At 68.4% G+C, this 14205-nt stretch carries 17 protein-coding genes; 11 read left to right on the top strand and 6 right to left on the bottom strand.

Annotated features, from left to right (window positions below; all coding sequences use genetic code 11):
• On the bottom strand, positions 1-585 hold a 585-nt coding region (locus AAG801_RS33245; protein ID WP_341892253.1), incomplete at its 3' end, for an efflux RND transporter permease subunit.
• Positions 582-2150, bottom strand: coding sequence for an efflux RND transporter periplasmic adaptor subunit (locus AAG801_RS33240; RefSeq protein ID WP_341892252.1), 1569 nt, complete (start codon positions 2148-2150; stop codon positions 582-584). The genes AAG801_RS33245 and AAG801_RS33240, both read right to left, overlap by 4 nt.
• Before the next feature lie 348 nt (positions 2151-2498).
• On the opposite strand from AAG801_RS33240, the gene AAG801_RS33235 reads away from it, so the two are divergent.
• From AAG801_RS33235 to AAG801_RS33220, 4 genes are all read left to right on the top strand, one after another.
• Complete coding sequence (locus AAG801_RS33235) at positions 2499-3050, top strand: DUF6622 family protein (protein ID WP_308217199.1); 552 nt, start codon at positions 2499-2501, stop codon at positions 3048-3050.
• Positions 3051-3153: 103 nt separating this feature from the next.
• Complete coding sequence (locus AAG801_RS33230; protein WP_341892251.1) at positions 3154-3450, top strand: 2TM domain-containing protein; 297 nt, start codon at positions 3154-3156, stop codon at positions 3448-3450.
• Complete coding sequence (locus AAG801_RS33225) at positions 3450-4535, top strand: histidine kinase (RefSeq protein WP_341892250.1); 1086 nt, start codon at positions 3450-3452, stop codon at positions 4533-4535. Before AAG801_RS33230 ends, AAG801_RS33225 begins: the two co-directional genes overlap by 1 nt.
• Before the next feature lie 2 nt (positions 4536-4537).
• The gene (locus AAG801_RS33220; protein WP_341892249.1) at positions 4538-5374 is read left to right on the top strand and encodes a LytTR family DNA-binding domain-containing protein; all 837 of its coding nucleotides are present in this window, start codon (positions 4538-4540) and stop codon (positions 5372-5374) included.
• A gap of 81 nt (positions 5375-5455) precedes the next feature.
• Here AAG801_RS33220 and AAG801_RS33215 read toward each other — a convergent pair whose 3' ends face one another.
• On the bottom strand, positions 5456-5815 hold the full coding sequence (locus AAG801_RS33215) for a hypothetical protein (RefSeq protein ID WP_341892248.1): 360 nt from the start codon (positions 5813-5815) through the stop codon (positions 5456-5458).
• Positions 5816-5952: 137 nt separating this feature from the next.
• On the opposite strand from AAG801_RS33215, the gene AAG801_RS33210 reads away from it, so the two are divergent.
• From AAG801_RS33210 to AAG801_RS33185, 6 genes are all read left to right on the top strand, one after another.
• Positions 5953-7767 (top strand): glutamine--tRNA ligase/YqeY domain fusion protein, encoded by a 1815-nt coding sequence (locus AAG801_RS33210; protein WP_341892247.1) that lies wholly within the window; start codon positions 5953-5955, stop codon positions 7765-7767.
• 99 nt (positions 7768-7866) lie between these two features.
• Positions 7867-8430 carry a pseudouridine synthase gene (locus AAG801_RS33205; RefSeq protein ID WP_341892246.1) on the top strand — a complete coding sequence of 188 codons (564 nt, stop codon included), beginning with the start codon at positions 7867-7869 and terminating at the stop codon, positions 8428-8430.
• Between the two features lie 40 nt (positions 8431-8470).
• Positions 8471-9376: a peptidoglycan DD-metalloendopeptidase family protein gene (locus tag AAG801_RS33200; protein ID WP_341892245.1), complete on the top strand. Its 906-nt coding sequence runs from the start codon at positions 8471-8473 to the stop codon at positions 9374-9376.
• Positions 9377-9412: 36 nt separating this feature from the next.
• Positions 9413-9703 carry a nucleotidyltransferase domain-containing protein gene (locus AAG801_RS33195; protein ID WP_341892244.1) on the top strand — a complete coding sequence of 97 codons (291 nt, stop codon included), beginning with the start codon at positions 9413-9415 and terminating at the stop codon, positions 9701-9703.
• Entirely contained in the window at positions 9700-10059 is a 360-nt protein-coding gene (locus tag AAG801_RS33190) for a DUF86 domain-containing protein (protein WP_341892243.1), read from the top strand. The genes AAG801_RS33195 and AAG801_RS33190 overlap by 4 nt, the downstream gene beginning before the upstream one ends.
• 14 nt (positions 10060-10073) lie before the next feature.
• The gene (locus AAG801_RS33185; RefSeq protein ID WP_341892242.1) at positions 10074-10391 is read left to right on the top strand and encodes a hypothetical protein; all 318 of its coding nucleotides are present in this window, start codon (positions 10074-10076) and stop codon (positions 10389-10391) included.
• Between the two features lie 17 nt (positions 10392-10408).
• Here AAG801_RS33185 and AAG801_RS33180 read toward each other — a convergent pair whose 3' ends face one another.
• The gene (locus AAG801_RS33180) at positions 10409-11344 is read right to left on the bottom strand and encodes a succinylglutamate desuccinylase/aspartoacylase family protein (RefSeq protein WP_341892241.1); all 936 of its coding nucleotides are present in this window, start codon (positions 11342-11344) and stop codon (positions 10409-10411) included.
• A 140-nt stretch (positions 11345-11484) separates the two neighbouring features.
• On the opposite strand from AAG801_RS33180, the gene AAG801_RS33175 reads away from it, so the two are divergent.
• Positions 11485-12642 (top strand): Fic family protein, encoded by a 1158-nt coding sequence (locus tag AAG801_RS33175; RefSeq protein ID WP_341892240.1) that lies wholly within the window; start codon positions 11485-11487, stop codon positions 12640-12642.
• Between the two features lie 13 nt (positions 12643-12655).
• On the opposite strand, the gene AAG801_RS33170 is transcribed toward AAG801_RS33175, so the two are convergent.
• Both AAG801_RS33170 and AAG801_RS33165 read right to left on the bottom strand, forming a co-directional pair.
• The gene (locus tag AAG801_RS33170; RefSeq protein ID WP_099791279.1) at positions 12656-13858 is read right to left on the bottom strand and encodes an ammonium transporter; all 1203 of its coding nucleotides are present in this window, start codon (positions 13856-13858) and stop codon (positions 12656-12658) included.
• Positions 13859-14027: 169 nt separating this feature from the next.
• A partial coding sequence (locus tag AAG801_RS33165; protein ID WP_341892254.1) for a LytTR family DNA-binding domain-containing protein occupies positions 14028-14205 on the bottom strand: 178 nt, incomplete at its 5' end.

Below are 14205 nucleotides of genomic sequence, written 5' to 3'. Positions count from 1 at the left end.
CGCCAGTGCCTGCGTGTTGGCCTGGATGCGCACAGCCGGGCGCTGCCCGCCGCTGAGCGACACGAGGCCCACGCCCGAGACCTGGCTGATCTTCTGCGCGAGCCGGGTGTTCACGAGGTTCTGCACCTCGGTGAGCGGCAGCGTGTCGGAGGTGATGGCCAGCGTGAGCACCGGCGCATCGGCCGGATTGACCTTGGCATACACCGGCGGCGCGGGCAGGTCGGCCGGCAGCAGCGAGCCGCCGGCATTGATGGCGGCCTGCACTTCCTGCTCGGCGACGTCGAGCGTCTGGCCCAGCGAGAACTGCAGCGTGATGATCGACACGCCCGCCGCGCTGGTCGAGCTCATGCGGTCGAGCCCCGACATCTGACCGAACTGGCGCTCCAGCGGCGCAGTGACGGTGTTGCTCATGACCTCGGGGCTGGCCCCGGGGTAGAGCGTCTGGACCTGGATCGTCGGGTAGTCGACCTGCGGCAGCGCCGCCAGCGGCAGAAAGCGGAACGCCACCAGGCCGGCCAGCACGATGGCCAGCATCAGCAGCGAGGTGGCGACCGGCCGCAGGATGAACGGGCGCGACGGGCTCATGGGCTGCGCCGTCCCTCACCACCGCGTTCGCCGCCGGCCCCGCCGCGCTCGGACTGGCGTTGCCAGCGCTCCAGCGCGGCGGGGTCGCCGCGGTCGAGCGCTTCGAGGAAACGCTTGCGGCGTTCGAGCTGTTCGGGGTCGTCCTTGGCCGCATCGAGCATGCGCTGACGCTGCTCGGGGGTGGGGAGCTTGGCGGGTGTGGCTGCGGGTGCAGGGGCTGCTGCAGGTGCAGCCGTTCCGGCGGCAGGTGCAGCCGGTGCCTGCGATGGCGAAGCCGGTGCCGCCGCTTCGGCGGGACGAGCACCGCCGCCCTGCGCACCGCCGGCGCCGCCGGCGCCTTCCTGCCGACGTCCTCCGCGTCGTCCACCCGGCGCTGCGGCGCCCGAGGCCGCACCGGCCGGCCGGTCGACCGTGGTCTGCACGCGCGCGCCGTCCTTCAGGCGGTCGCCGCCCTCGGTCACCACGGTTTCGCCAGGCTGCAGGCCCTTGGTGATCGAGGCGAATTCGACGCTCGATTCGCCGCGCGTCACCGGCCGCTGCGAGGCCGTGTTCTCGGCCGTCACCACGTACACGTAGTCGCCGTTCGGGCCGTACCGCAGCGCCGTGACCGGCACCACCACCGCGCTGCTCACGGTGCGCAGCAGCAGCCGCAGATTGACGAACTGGTTCGGGAACAGCGCGCCGTCGGCGTTGGTGAAGCGTGCCTTGGCCTTCACGGTGCCGGTCTGCGTGTCGACCATGTTGTCGAGCGTGGAAAAACTGCCTTCCGCCAGCCGGCGCGTGCGCGTGCGGTCGAAGGCCGTGGTGGCGAGCGTGGCGCCCTGCCCCAGCCGCTCCTGCACCTCGGGCACGCGGTCTTGCGGAATGGCGAACTCGACGTCGATGGGCGCGATCTGCGTGATGGTGGCCACGCCGCCCGTGCTGCCGGTCGAGATGTAGTTGCCCGCGTCCACCGGCCGCAGGCCGATGCGCCCGCTTACCGGCGCCGTGATGCGGCTCCAGGTCAGGTTGAGCTTGGCGGTGTTTTCGTTGGCACGGTCGATGGCCACGGTACCTTCGAGCTGCTTGACCAAGGCGGCCTGGGTGTCGACGTCCTGGCGGGCGATGGAGTCCTGCCCGAGCAGCGTCTGGTAGCGCTGCAGCGTGACGCGCGCCGCGGCCAGCTGTGCCTCGTCGCGCTGGCGCGCACCGGCGGCCTGCGCCAGCGCGTTCTCGAAGGGCTGCGGGTCGATGGTGGCGAGCACGTCGCCCTTCTTGACCATCTGGCCTTCCTTGAACAGCACGGCGGTGAGCACACCCGACACCTGCGGCTGCACCGTCACATTGGCCAGCGGCGTGACCGTGCCCAGCGCTTCGAGCTGCACCGGAATGTCGGCCTGCCGCGCGACGGCGGTGCCGACGGTGCTGGAGGCCGCACCGCCGCCACCGCCACCCGCTCGCCCACCCGGACCACCGCCGCCGGGCCGGCCCTGGCCCGGTCCGCCCGCGCCGGGCGCCGGTGATTTGGAACGCTGGATCAAATACCAGGCGCCGCCCCCGAGGGCCACCAGCAGAAGCAGGGCCATCAGGCTCCCGAACCAGCGGCGCCGACGCGCCGGAGGATGGGTCGACGACACGACGGGTGGCAGGGGCTCGGGGGGCGTGTGGGAATCCATGGGCGGTGCGTGCGAAGGGGTGCGAAAGAGCGACCTGAAGGGAGGCGGCCTAGAGTACAGCGCGAAATATCACTCCCCAAGTTTTCCGTGCCGTAAAGCGACGGTAAAGCTTCCGTTTGCATGCATCTGTCGCGGCCTTCCGCCCGCCATTCACGCCGGTGGCTGGCACTTCACGCCGCCCACCCGCATTTCGTCGCATGGCCGTGGCGGGGGCCGGGCGGCATCGGCACAGTCCGCTCCATCGATCCCCTGCCCCCTTTGCTTTCTTCCAACCGAACGGAGCCTCTCATGCTGATGCAAATCCTTCTTCACACCCCGAAGTGGGTGTTCGCCGTGTTCGTCCTGCTGGCCTGGCTCGGCGGCCGTCAGCTCGTGGCCAACCGCCTCGGCCTGAACCGCGTGCTGGTGATGCCGGTCGCGATGGCCGGCCTGTCGTTCTTCGGCGTGGTGTCGGCGTTCGGTGACTCGGCCGGCGCCCTGCTCGGCTGGGCCGTGGCCGCGCTGCTGCTCGTGGCGCTCGTGCTGCGCCGCCCGCTGCCCCCGACCACGCGCTACGACGCGGCGGCGCGCCAGTTCGAGGTGGCCGGCACCGCCGTGCCGCTGATGCTCATGATGGGCATCTTCTTCACCAAGTACGTGGTGGGCGTGTCGCTGGCCATGCACCCCGAACTGCGCCACCACGTGGCCTTCGCCCTGGGTGTGCCCGCGCTGTACGGCGCCTTCAGCGGCATCTTCGCGGCGCGTGCTGCGCGCCTGTGGCGGCTGGCCGCGGCGTCGGGTGCGATGGTCAGCGGGGCGCGCGCGGCCTAAGATTCCGGTCCCGTTCCGACCCTTGCGGCCAGAACAGTCAGGACCGAGTTCGAACGCATCCAAAACCCCCCCATCCTGACCTGTCTGTCCAAGGAGAACTGTCATGAACACATCCACCACTTCAAACCGCGCCGATTCCGACCTCGAAAAGCGCGCCCGCCGCCGCGCCGGCGCCAAGATGGGCTGGTACATCCACGCCTTCGTCTACGTGGTCGTCAACCTGGGCCTGGTCGGGCTGGCCGCCTCGCGCGGCCACACGTGGGCCGTCTACCCGCTCATGGGCTGGGGCCTGGGCCTGCTGATCCACGGCGCAGTGGTCTGGTTCCTCGCGCCCGGCGGCGGCTTCTACGACCGGCTGGTGGCGCGCGAGCGCCGCACCCTGGGCGCCGAGGACCGTTGATGACGGCAGCGGCGGACACCGCCCGCCCGTCGCGCTTTCGCGCCGAGAACCTTCGGGACATCCTGCGGCACGGCCTGATCACGGTCGCCTTCTGCTGCGTCATCGCCGCGGCGCTGACGGTCTCGGGCATGGGCAGTTGGGATTCGCAGATGGTGTATTCGCTGTCGATCGGAACCATCAGCTGGCTGGTCATCGACACCGGCCGCCTGTTCATCAGCGGCAGGAGCGACGTGCTCTGGCCGCACGGCCCCTGGGGCTTCGTGCTGGTGGCCTTCGGTGTTGTGCTGGGCTTCCTCGGCGGCGGGGCCATCGGGGACGCCTGGGTCGGCCGGCCGCTGTTCGACTTCAGCGGCTTCGCCCGCCACCGGATGGCCTCCACCATCGTCATCACGCTGGCCGCAACCATCGGCATGTGCTACCTCTTCTACAGCCTGGGCCGCAGCAAGCACATGCAACGCCAGATCGACCTGGCCCAGCGCAATGCCACCGAAGCCCGCCTCAAGCTGCTCGAAACCCAGCTCGAGCCGCACATGCTCTTCAACACGCTGGCCAACCTGCGTGTGCTCATCACCGTCGACCCGCCGCGCGCCGTGGCCATGCTCGACCGGCTCAACAGTTATTTGCGCATGACGCTCAGCGGTTCGCGCGCGCTGTCGCATCCGCTGTCGGCCGAGTTCGACCGGCTGGGCGACTACCTCGAGCTGATGTCGGTGCGCATGGGCGAGCGCCTGCGCTACAGACTGGACCTGCCCGACGACCTGCGCGATACGCCGGTGCCGCCGCTGCTGCTACAGCCGCTGGTCGAGAACAGCATCCGCCACGGGCTCGAGCCCCAGGTCGAAGGTGGCGAGATCGCCGTGCGCGCGCGCAAGGAGGCCGGCGAGTTGGTCATCGAGGTGAGCGACACCGGTGTCGGGCTCGATGCGACACCTCGACAGCCCTCGGAAGACGGCGGCGGCTTCGGGCTCGAACAGGTGCGCGAGCGGCTGGCCACCGTGTACGGTGAGCAAGGCCGGCTGAGCCTGCGGCCCGCGGCCTCGGGCGGCGGTACGTGCGTCACACTGAACCTTCCTCTGTCTGCCTGAACATGCCCCTCACCGCCCTCATCGCCGAAGACGAACCCCTGCTGGCCCAGGCCCTGCAGGCCGAACTGGCCGCCGCCTGGCCCGAGCTGCGCGTGGTCGCCACCGCCCGCGACGGCCGCAGCGCCGTGCGCGAGGCGTTGCGGCTGCTGCCGCAGGTGCTGTTCTTCGACATCCGCATGCCCGGCCTCGACGGCCTGGGTGCCGCCGCCGAACTGGCCGACAGCTGGCCCACCGACGAGGCGCCGATGCCGCAGTTGGTGTTCGTGACCGCCTACGACGAGTACGCCGCGCGCGCCTTCGAGGCCGAAGCCATCGACTACGTGCTCAAGCCCGTGCAGCCCGAGCGCCTGCGCAAGACCGTGGCGCGGCTGCGGCAGGCGCTGGCGGCAGCGGCGCCCTCCATGACGCCACCCGTCCCAGCCGACGAAGCACTGGAGCGCACCCTCGCCCAGTGGCGCCAGGTGCTGGGCGCCGCCGGAGGGGCCCCATCGGCATCGTCGTCGTCAGCACCGCTGCGCATGATCGCCGCCAGCGATGCCGGCGGCGCGACCGTGCGCATGGTGCCGATCGACGAGGTGCTGTATTTCGAGGCGGCCGACAAATACCTGCGCGTGCTCACCGCCACGCAGGAATACCTGATCCGCACGCCGCTCAAGCAGCTGCTGCCCCAGCTCGACCCCGACACCTTCTGGCAGGTGCACCGCGCGGTGGTGGTGCGCAGCGCGGCCATCGAGGCGGTGCATCGCGACGAGGCCGGCAAGCTGCACCTGGCGCTGCGCGGGCGGGCCGAGAAGATCCCGGTCAGCCGGCTCTACGCCCATCTGTTTCGCGCCATGTGAAATCTGCGGAGCGAGCGCCCAGCAAAAAGCCGGCCTTTTCGGGGCCGGCTTTTTTCATTCAGTCACGAATGGCGTTGTAAATCAGCGCCAGTGGCCGTGTCCGTGGCCATGACCGCGGTGATAGCCGCGACCGTAGTAGCGCGGGCCGTAATAGGCCGGCGGCGGTGCGTAGTAGACCGGTGCCGGGCGGTAGTACACCGGCGGCGGCGGACGGTAATAAACCGGGGGCGGCGGTGCGTAATACACCGGAGCCGGCGGTGCATAGACCGGCGCCGGGTAGTAAGCGGGACCGCCCACGCCGACCGCCACGCCGGGCACGCCGACGCCGATCGACCAGCTCACGTCGCCGCGGGCGCTGGCCGAGGTGGCCGCAAACAGGGCACCGACGGCCACCGCACCGGCGGCGGCCCATTTGAAGAGGGTGGAACGTGTGACGCTCATGATGTGGAACTCCTTGTTGAGGGGGCGTTGTGGGCCCATGTGTGTATTGAACGCCCCAAATGCAAACCGCGTGGACGCTGCATTGTGAAGAGCGTTGCCAAAAGTAACCCCCGCAGGCCCCCCTCTAGAATGACACGATGACCTCCCCGACCGACAAAAGCGGCACCAAAACGACCGCTGCACCGAGCAATTTCCTGCGCCACGTGATCGAGAACGACCTCGCACAGGGTGCCTACGTAGGCCGCACCTGGGGCGGTTCCCCGGGCGACGCCGCCCACCACGCCCAGGGCATGCCCGACCCCGCCAAGGTGCGCATGCGCTTTCCGCCCGAGCCCAACGGCTACCTGCACATCGGCCACGCCAAGAGCATCTGGCTGAATTTCGAGCTGGCCAAGGAATACGGCGGCGTGTGCCACCTGCGCTTCGACGACACCAACCCCGAGAAGGAAGAGCAGGAGTACGTCGATTCCATCCGCGACGCCGTGAAGTGGCTCGGCTACGAAACCTATCTGGCCGACCGCCCCAGCGCGCCCGGCACGCTGCAGGCGCACGAGTACTTCGCCAGCAACTACTTCGACTTCATGTACGAAGCCGCCGAGTACCTGATCGGCGCCGGCCTGGCCTACGTCGACGAGCAGACGCCCGAAGAAATGCGCGCCAACCGCGGCGACTTCAACACGCCCGGCACCGACAGCCGCTTTCGCAGCCGCACGCCCGACGAAAACCTGGCGCGCTTTCGCGAGATGCGCGACGGCAAGCTCGCCGACGGCGCCGCCATCCTGCGCGCCAAGATCGACATGGCGAGCCCCAACATCAACATGCGCGACCCCGCGCTGTACCGCATCCGCCGCGCCACCCACCACAACACGGGCGACAAGTGGTGCATCTACCCGATGTACACCTACGCGCACCCGATCGAAGACGCGCTGGAGCAGATCACCCACTCCATCTGCACGCTCGAATTCGAAGACCAGCGCCCCTTCTACGACTGGCTGCTCGACCGCCTCGCCGAAGGCGGCCTCGTCGCCAGCCCGCACCCGCGCCAGTACGAGTTCGCCCGCCTGAACGTGACCCACGTGATGACCAGCAAGCGCAAGCTGCGCCAGTTGGTCGAAGAAAAGCACGTCGACGGGTGGGACGACCCCCGCATGCCCACCATCGCCGGCCTGCGCCGCCGCGGCTACACGCCCGCCGCGCTGCAGCTGTTCTGCGAACGCAGCGGCACCACCAAGTCGGGCGGCTGGATCGAGTACGCCAGCCTCGAAGCTGCGCTGCGCGACACCCTCGAGCCCGTCGCGCCGCGCGCCATGGCCGTGCTCGACCCGGTGAAACTGGTCATCACGAATTGGGGCGAGCTGATGGGCGGCGACGACGTTCTCGACGACTGCTCCGCCCCCGTGCACCCGCACCACCCCGAGATGGGCAAGCGCGAGTTCAAGCTCGGCCGCGAAGTCTGGATCGAGCGCACCGACTACGAAGACGTGCAACCCAAGGGCTTCTTCCGCCTGTTCCCCGGCAACAAGGTGCGCCTGAAGTACGGCCACGTCATCGAATGCACCGGCGCCACGCGCGACGCCGACGGCAAGCTCCTCGAAGTGCAGGCCACGCTGGTGCCCGACACCAAGAGCGGCACGCCCGGCGCGGACGCGATCAAGGTCAAGGGCAACATCACCTGGGTGGCTGCGGCGGATGCCGTGCAGGCCGAGGTGCGACTGTACGAACGCCTGTTCGCCGAAGCCAACCCGGGCAGCGGCGAGCTGCTGGACGAGCTGAACAAGCACAGCCTCGAGGTGTGCACGGCGTTCGTCGAGCCGTCGCTGGCGAAGGCGGAAGCTGGCGTGGGCATCCAGTTCGAACGGCATGGCTACTTCGTGCGCGACTCGAAGGGCGCAGCGGAAGGCAAGCCCGTGTTCAACCGCGCGGCGGGGATGCGGGACAGCTGGGCCAAGTAAGCCTGCTTGCCGCGCCCTCCCGCAAAGCCGGGGCTGTCATGGCTCCGGCTTTTTTCATGTGCCGGGCGCTTGCAGACCCCGGCTATCCTGTCGGTTCACATGAACGTTCCGAGCCCTTCTTCCCGCCTCATCCGCTTCAACAAACCCTACGGCGTCCTCAGCCAGTTCACGCCCGAGGGCCGCTGGCGCGGGCTGAAGGACTTCATCGACCTCCCCGGTGTCTACGTCGCCGGACGCCTTGATGCCGACAGCGAAGGCCTGCTGCTGCTCACCGACGATGGCAAGCTGCAAGCGCGCATCGCCGATCCGCGCTTCAAGATGGAGAAGATCTACTGGGTACAGGTGGAGGGCGTGCCGACCGACGACGCACTGGCAGCGTTGCGCAACGGCGTGCAGCTCAACGACGGCCCCACACGTCCCGCACGAGCGCGCCTGCTCGACCCACCGCCCGCCGTGTGGAACCGCGAGCCCCCCATCCGCGAGCGCCAGCTCATTCCCACCGCGTGGCTGGAGCTGGCGATCAGCGAAGGCCGCAACCGCCAGGTGCGGCGCATGACGGCGGCCGTGGGGCTGCCGACGCTGCGCCTCATCCGCGCCGCCATCGGGCCTTACACGCTCGACGGACTGGCGCCCGGAACCTGGCTGGAACAGAACGGCGACTGAGCCGCCGCACCACCACCAACTCTTCATTCGAATCCTGTCCATGCACATGAACCTTCCTTTCTCCGACCTCCCCTCCTCTGCCGCGCTGAACCGCCGCAGCGCAGTGCTCGGCGCCCTCGGCTTGCTGGCGTTGCCGGCCGGTGCCGCGGCCCCGGCCAAGAAAAACAACAAACCGCAGGCACCCGACGTCTGGCCGCGCGCTTCCCTGGTGCCCGGCGGCGTCGCCCGCCTGTCGCTCGGCCCGGCGGCCACGCGCCCCAAGGCCTTTGCTGGTGATGTGCCTGTGTTGGTGCTGGGCGATCCGATCGAATGGACCGCGCTGGTCGGCATTCCGCTCGCCACCCCACCGGGCGAGGCCCACATCAGCGTGCGCGCCGAGGGCAAGCCCGAACGCCAGATCGCCTACACCGTCGCCCCGAAGCAGTACCGCGAACAACGTCTGACGGTAGCGCCGCGCAGGGTCGACCTGTCGCCCGAGGACCAGGCCCGCTACAACAAGGAGCGCGACCACCTGGCCGGCGTGATGGCCACCCTCACCGACCTGCGCTCCGACGCCGCGCTGCAGATGCGCGTGCCCGTGCCGGGCCGCCGCTCCAGCTCGTTCGGCCTGCGCCGCGTGTTCAACGGCCAGTCGCGCAATCCGCACAGCGGCATGGACATCGCGGCCGGCACCGGCACGCCCGTGCTTGCGCCGCTGGCCGGCAAGGTGATCGACACCGGCGACTACCTCTTGCCCGGCGGCACCGTCTGGCTCGACCACGGCGGCGGCCTGCTGACGATGTACTGCCACCTGAGCCGCTGGGACGTGAAGGTCGGCGACGTGCTCAAGGCCGGCGAGCCGCTGGCCGCCGTGGGCGCGACGGGACGGGTGACCGGGCCGCACCTGCATTGGGGGGTGATGCTGAACCGAACGATGGTGGATCCGGCGTTGTTCGTTGCGGGTTGAGGCCGAAGAAGAATCACCGGCACTACACTGCGCAAGATGCGCCCCTCCGAAGCTCTGTCCCGCCATCGCGATCGCATTCGCGAGATTGCGCTGAGCCACCATGTCAGCGACGTCCGGGTCTTCGGATCGGCGCTGCGGGGTGACGATGGGCTCGACAGCGACCTCGATCTGCTGGTGGAGCCCACGGCACAGACCACGCTCATGGACATCGGGGCCATCCGCCACGAGCTGAAGTGCCTGCTGGGCATGGAAGTGGATGTGCTCACGCCCAACGGCTTGCCGCCGAAGTTTCGCGACCAAGTGCTGCGCGAGGCCGTGCCGATATGAGTCGGGGCGATCCGCTGCGGGTGCCGGACTACCTGGGTCACATCCTGCAGGCCATCGACAACGTCCAGGACTACACGCACGGCGCCACGCTCGATGGCTACCTCGCGGATCGCCGAACACAGGATGCCGTGGTGCGGAACCTGGAAGTCATCGGGGCTGCGTGCAACAACGTCGTCAAGCACCATGCAGACTTTGCCTCGGCGCATTCGGAGATACCGTGGCGCTTCGCCTACGAGATGCGCAATGCCCTCGCGCACGGGTACTTCACGGTCGATCACGCCATCGTCTGGCAAACCATCCTGCGCGATCTGCCGCCGCTGCGGGAACAGATCGAAAAGCTCCTGAAATCTTCGTAGCGCCGAGGGCTCCTGTGCTGCTTTTCACCGAAGCCTGCCTCGACACCTCCTTCGCGCGCACCACCGAACGCCGCGAAGCCCTCGCCCTGCTCAACACCCGCCTGCACCCTGCCCTGCAGAAAGTCGTCGCCGCCGAAGTCGCCTCGGGCAACCGCGTCAGTGGCGTCGGCATCGACTGGCCCGACCCGGGCTCGGTGCACGTGACGATGGGCAAACACTTCGGCGACCGTCACGCCAGCGCAGACGCCGCTTTCAGCCTCTGCAACGACCCGCACTACTGGCATGCCGACTACAGCACCGCGGAAAAACCGCGGCATCTGCTGATCTGCTGAACTGAAGAACGCCGCTCTCAGAGCGGCTTCGTCAGATACACCGCCTCGCGCCCCACGATCGTTCGCTGCGCGGGCATGAAGATCGTGCAGTCGTCGCACGGCGCGCGGATTTCTTCCGGGCCGTTGGTGGCGATCAGCTCGCCCTTGGCAAAGGTCTCGAAGCCGATCAGCGGGCGCACGAAGGCGAAGTCTTCCGACTTGATGACGTGCGTCTGCAGCAGTTCGAAGCGGCGCTGCTCGCCGGGCGCGGGCACAGCGGGGTCCTTGTCGATGAGGCCGAAGTGCGCCAGAAAGTCGAGCGAGATGGCGGTGGCCAGCTCGGAGGCCGAGCGCAGGAAATGCTGGCCGCACTCGGCCACCAGCGCCACGCCCTTGCCGTCGGCCTTGCCATGCTGGCCGTGCTGGATCAGCGGCGTGCCCGAGCCCAGGCCGTCGGGCATCACCAGGTGCACCGACGGGCGGCCGATGGCCATGGCGGCCTCGGCGTTGCGGTCGAAGGCCGGGTACACCCAGAACGGAATCACGGGCTGGCTCGTGGAATGGATGTCGAGGATGTGGTCGGCCGCGCTCACCACCGGGCGCAGCACGCGGGCACGACTCAGCTCGGGGCTGTCTTCGCTGCCGTCGAGCCATTCGGGTGACCACACGCGGTTGAGGTTGTGCACCAGCTGGCGACTGTCGAAGGGCAGCGCCTCGTTGAAAGATTCGTACGCCGCCACGTTGGCAAAGCTGATCGTGAGCGTGCCGATCTTCGGGCGCACGCCGGTGTCGAGCAGGTGCGTGGCCGCCGTCATGCCGCAGATCTCGTTGCCGTGCGTGAGCGCATTGATGAGCACGTGCGGGCCGGGCTTGCCGGACTCGAAGCGGTGCACGTAGTCGATGCCGACGTTGCCCTCGCGGTAGGCGGACAGGTCGCGGGGGAGGACTTCGAGGGCGGGGGGCAATTGGGTCATGGGGGATGGAGTGGAATGAGCGGCCGGATGAGTTTGCTACAGGTCACAGATTTGTGCCTTTCTACCCAAAAACCGCGCCTTGAGCCGCAAATTCACATTTGCGAATCATTTTTTGAGCCGATTTATCTAAAATGCGGCTCATGGCCACCTTCGCCCCGCTCTACATCTGGCAGCAGCCCGACTGGCCGCAGCTTCGGTTCGACCTGTCCGAAGCCAGCCCGGCCCTGCTCCGCGCGCGCGAACTCCGAGGGGAAGTGAACGGCATGGCGCGAGCCATCGGCCTGGAAGGGCTGGTCGGCGTCGAGCAGGAACTGTGGACGCAGGAAGCCGTGGCCACCGCCGCCATCGAAGGCGAGCGGCTGGACCTCGCCGCGGTGCGTTCCTCGGTCATGCGGCGCCTCGGCACCGACGATGCCGGCCCGACCGACCGGCACATCGACGGTTTGGTCGAAGTCATCCATGACGCCACGACGAACTTCGATGCACCACTCGACACGGACCGGTTGTGCCGCTGGCAGTCGGCGCTCTTTCCGGGCGGCACGACCGGCATCCGGCGCATCGCGGTCGGCCGCTACCGGGATCACGCCGATGCCATGCAGATCGTGAGCGGCCTGCCCGGCAAGGAGGTGGTGCACTACACGGCGCCTCCTTCTTCCACCGTCCCGCGCGAAATGGACGCCTTCCTCGCATGGTTTGCACAGACACGGCACGCAGGCATGGACGGCATTGCGCGCGCCGCCATCGCGCACCTGTGGTTCGAAACCATCCACCCGTTCGAAGATGGCAACGGTCGCGTCGGCCGCGCGGTGGCCGACATGGCGTTGGCACAGGACACAGGCGCTTCCACGCGGCTCTTCAGCCTGTCGAGGCAACTGCTCAAAGACCGCAAGGGCTACTACGACGCGTTGGCCGTCGGCCAGTCGGGCGACGCAGACGTCACCCCCTTCGTGCAGTGGTTCGCGCAAGCGTTCGGCCAAGCCTGCGTCGCGTCGAGCCAGGTGATCCAGTCGTCACTGGAGCGTTCGCGCTTCTGGGTACGGCATGCGCAGCACCCGCTCAACGAGCGGCAGCGGGCCTTGCTGCGCCGGCTGCTCGAGGCCGGCGACGGCGGCTTTCTTGGCGGCCTCAATGTGGAGAAGTATCTGAAGATGGTGCGGGTGTCGAAGGCGACAGCCACGCGCGATCTCTCGGAGCTCGTGCAGAACGGCATGCTGTACACCGTGGGCCAGGGCAAGGCCGTGCGCTACTACCTTGCCATGCCCGGGTGGACGCACGGTGTCGCGGCCGAAGCCAGCTGAACCCGCAACGCCCTCACCAATTCACTTCCCGCTCCGGCGTCGCCGAAATGTGGTGAATCGACAGATCCGCCCCGTCGTACTCCTCTTCCTGCGACAGCCGCAGCCCCATCGTCGCCTTGAGCACGCCGTACACCACGGCGCCGCCAATCAGCGCCCAGACCACGCCAAGCAGGGTGCCGATGAGCTGTGCCCACAGGTTCACGCCGCCGATACCGCCCAGCGCCTGCGTGCCGAAGATGCCGGCCGCGATGCCGCCCCAGGTGCCGCACAGGCCGTGCAGCGGCCACACGCCGAGCACGTCGTCGATCTTCCATTTGTTCTGGGTGCGCGTGAACATGAAGACGAAGATGGCGCCAGCCACGCCGCCCGCCACGAGCGCGCCCAGCGGGTGCATGAGGTCGGAGCCGGCGCACACCGCCACGAGGCCGGCGAGCGGGCCGTTGTAGACAAAGCCGGGGTCGTTCTTGCCCATGGCCAGCGCCACCAGCGTGCCGCCGACCATGGCCATCAGCGAGTTGACGGCGACGAGGCCCGATATCTTGTCGATGCTCTGCGCGCTCATCACGTTGAAGCCGAACCAGCCCACGCACAGCACCCACGCGCCCAGCGCCAGGAACGGGATGTTCGACGGCGGGTGCGCGCTGAGCGAGCCGTCGCCGCGGTAGCGGTTGCGGCGCGCGCCCAGCAGCAGCACGGCCGGGAGCGCCAGCCAGCCGCCCACGGCGTGCACGACGACCGAGCCGGCGAAGTCATGGAATTCATGACCCGTGACTGAAGCGATCCAGGCCTGGATGCCAAAGGCCTTGTTCCACGCAATGCCCTCGTACAGCGGGTAGACGAAACCGACGATGACCGCGGTGGCGATCAGTTGGGGCCAGAACTTGGCGCGCTCGGCGATGCCGCCCGAGATGATGGCCGGAATGGCCGCCGCGAAGGTCAGCAGGAAGAAGAACTTCACCAGCTCATAGCCGCTTCTTGCCGACAGTTCGGTGGCGCTGACGAAGAAATGCGTGCCGTAAGCCACACCGTAGCCCACCAGGAAGTACACGATGGTCGACACCGAGAAGTCGACCAGGATCTTGACCAGCGCATTGACCTGGTTCTTCTTGCGCACGGTGCCCAGTTCCAGAAAGGCAAAGCCGGCATGCATGGCCAGGACCATGATGGCGCCGAGAAGGATGAACAGCGCATCTGCGCCCTGTTTGAGTGCGTCCATGAGAGCTTCTTGCAGGTTTTTGGTTTGATTTGGTGCGTCGCACCCGAACGGCTCGGGGCGCCGGCGCAAGAAAGCAAAAATGGTGCCTGAAGGCTCTTTGATGGTGCGATACGACCCAAGAATGGGCTGATTCCGCAGGGCGCGCACCGGATCGGAACGCGCCGATCCCTCAGGTCGCGCCGCCCCGAAGTGCGTCGCGATACCGCCGGCTGCAGGGCACGGTCGTGCCGTCGTGCATGTGCAGCCGGGCGTCGCCGCCGTCGAGCGGCTCGATCTCCTTGATGCGGCCCAGGTTCACCGCGTGGCTGCGGTGCACGCGCACGAAGGTGGCGGGGTCGAGCTGGGTC

It is taken from the genome of Variovorax sp. YR752, from assembly GCF_943372545.1.
Note: the sequence above shows the minus strand (reverse complement) of the source record. Positions and strands in the feature narration are given on the sequence as shown.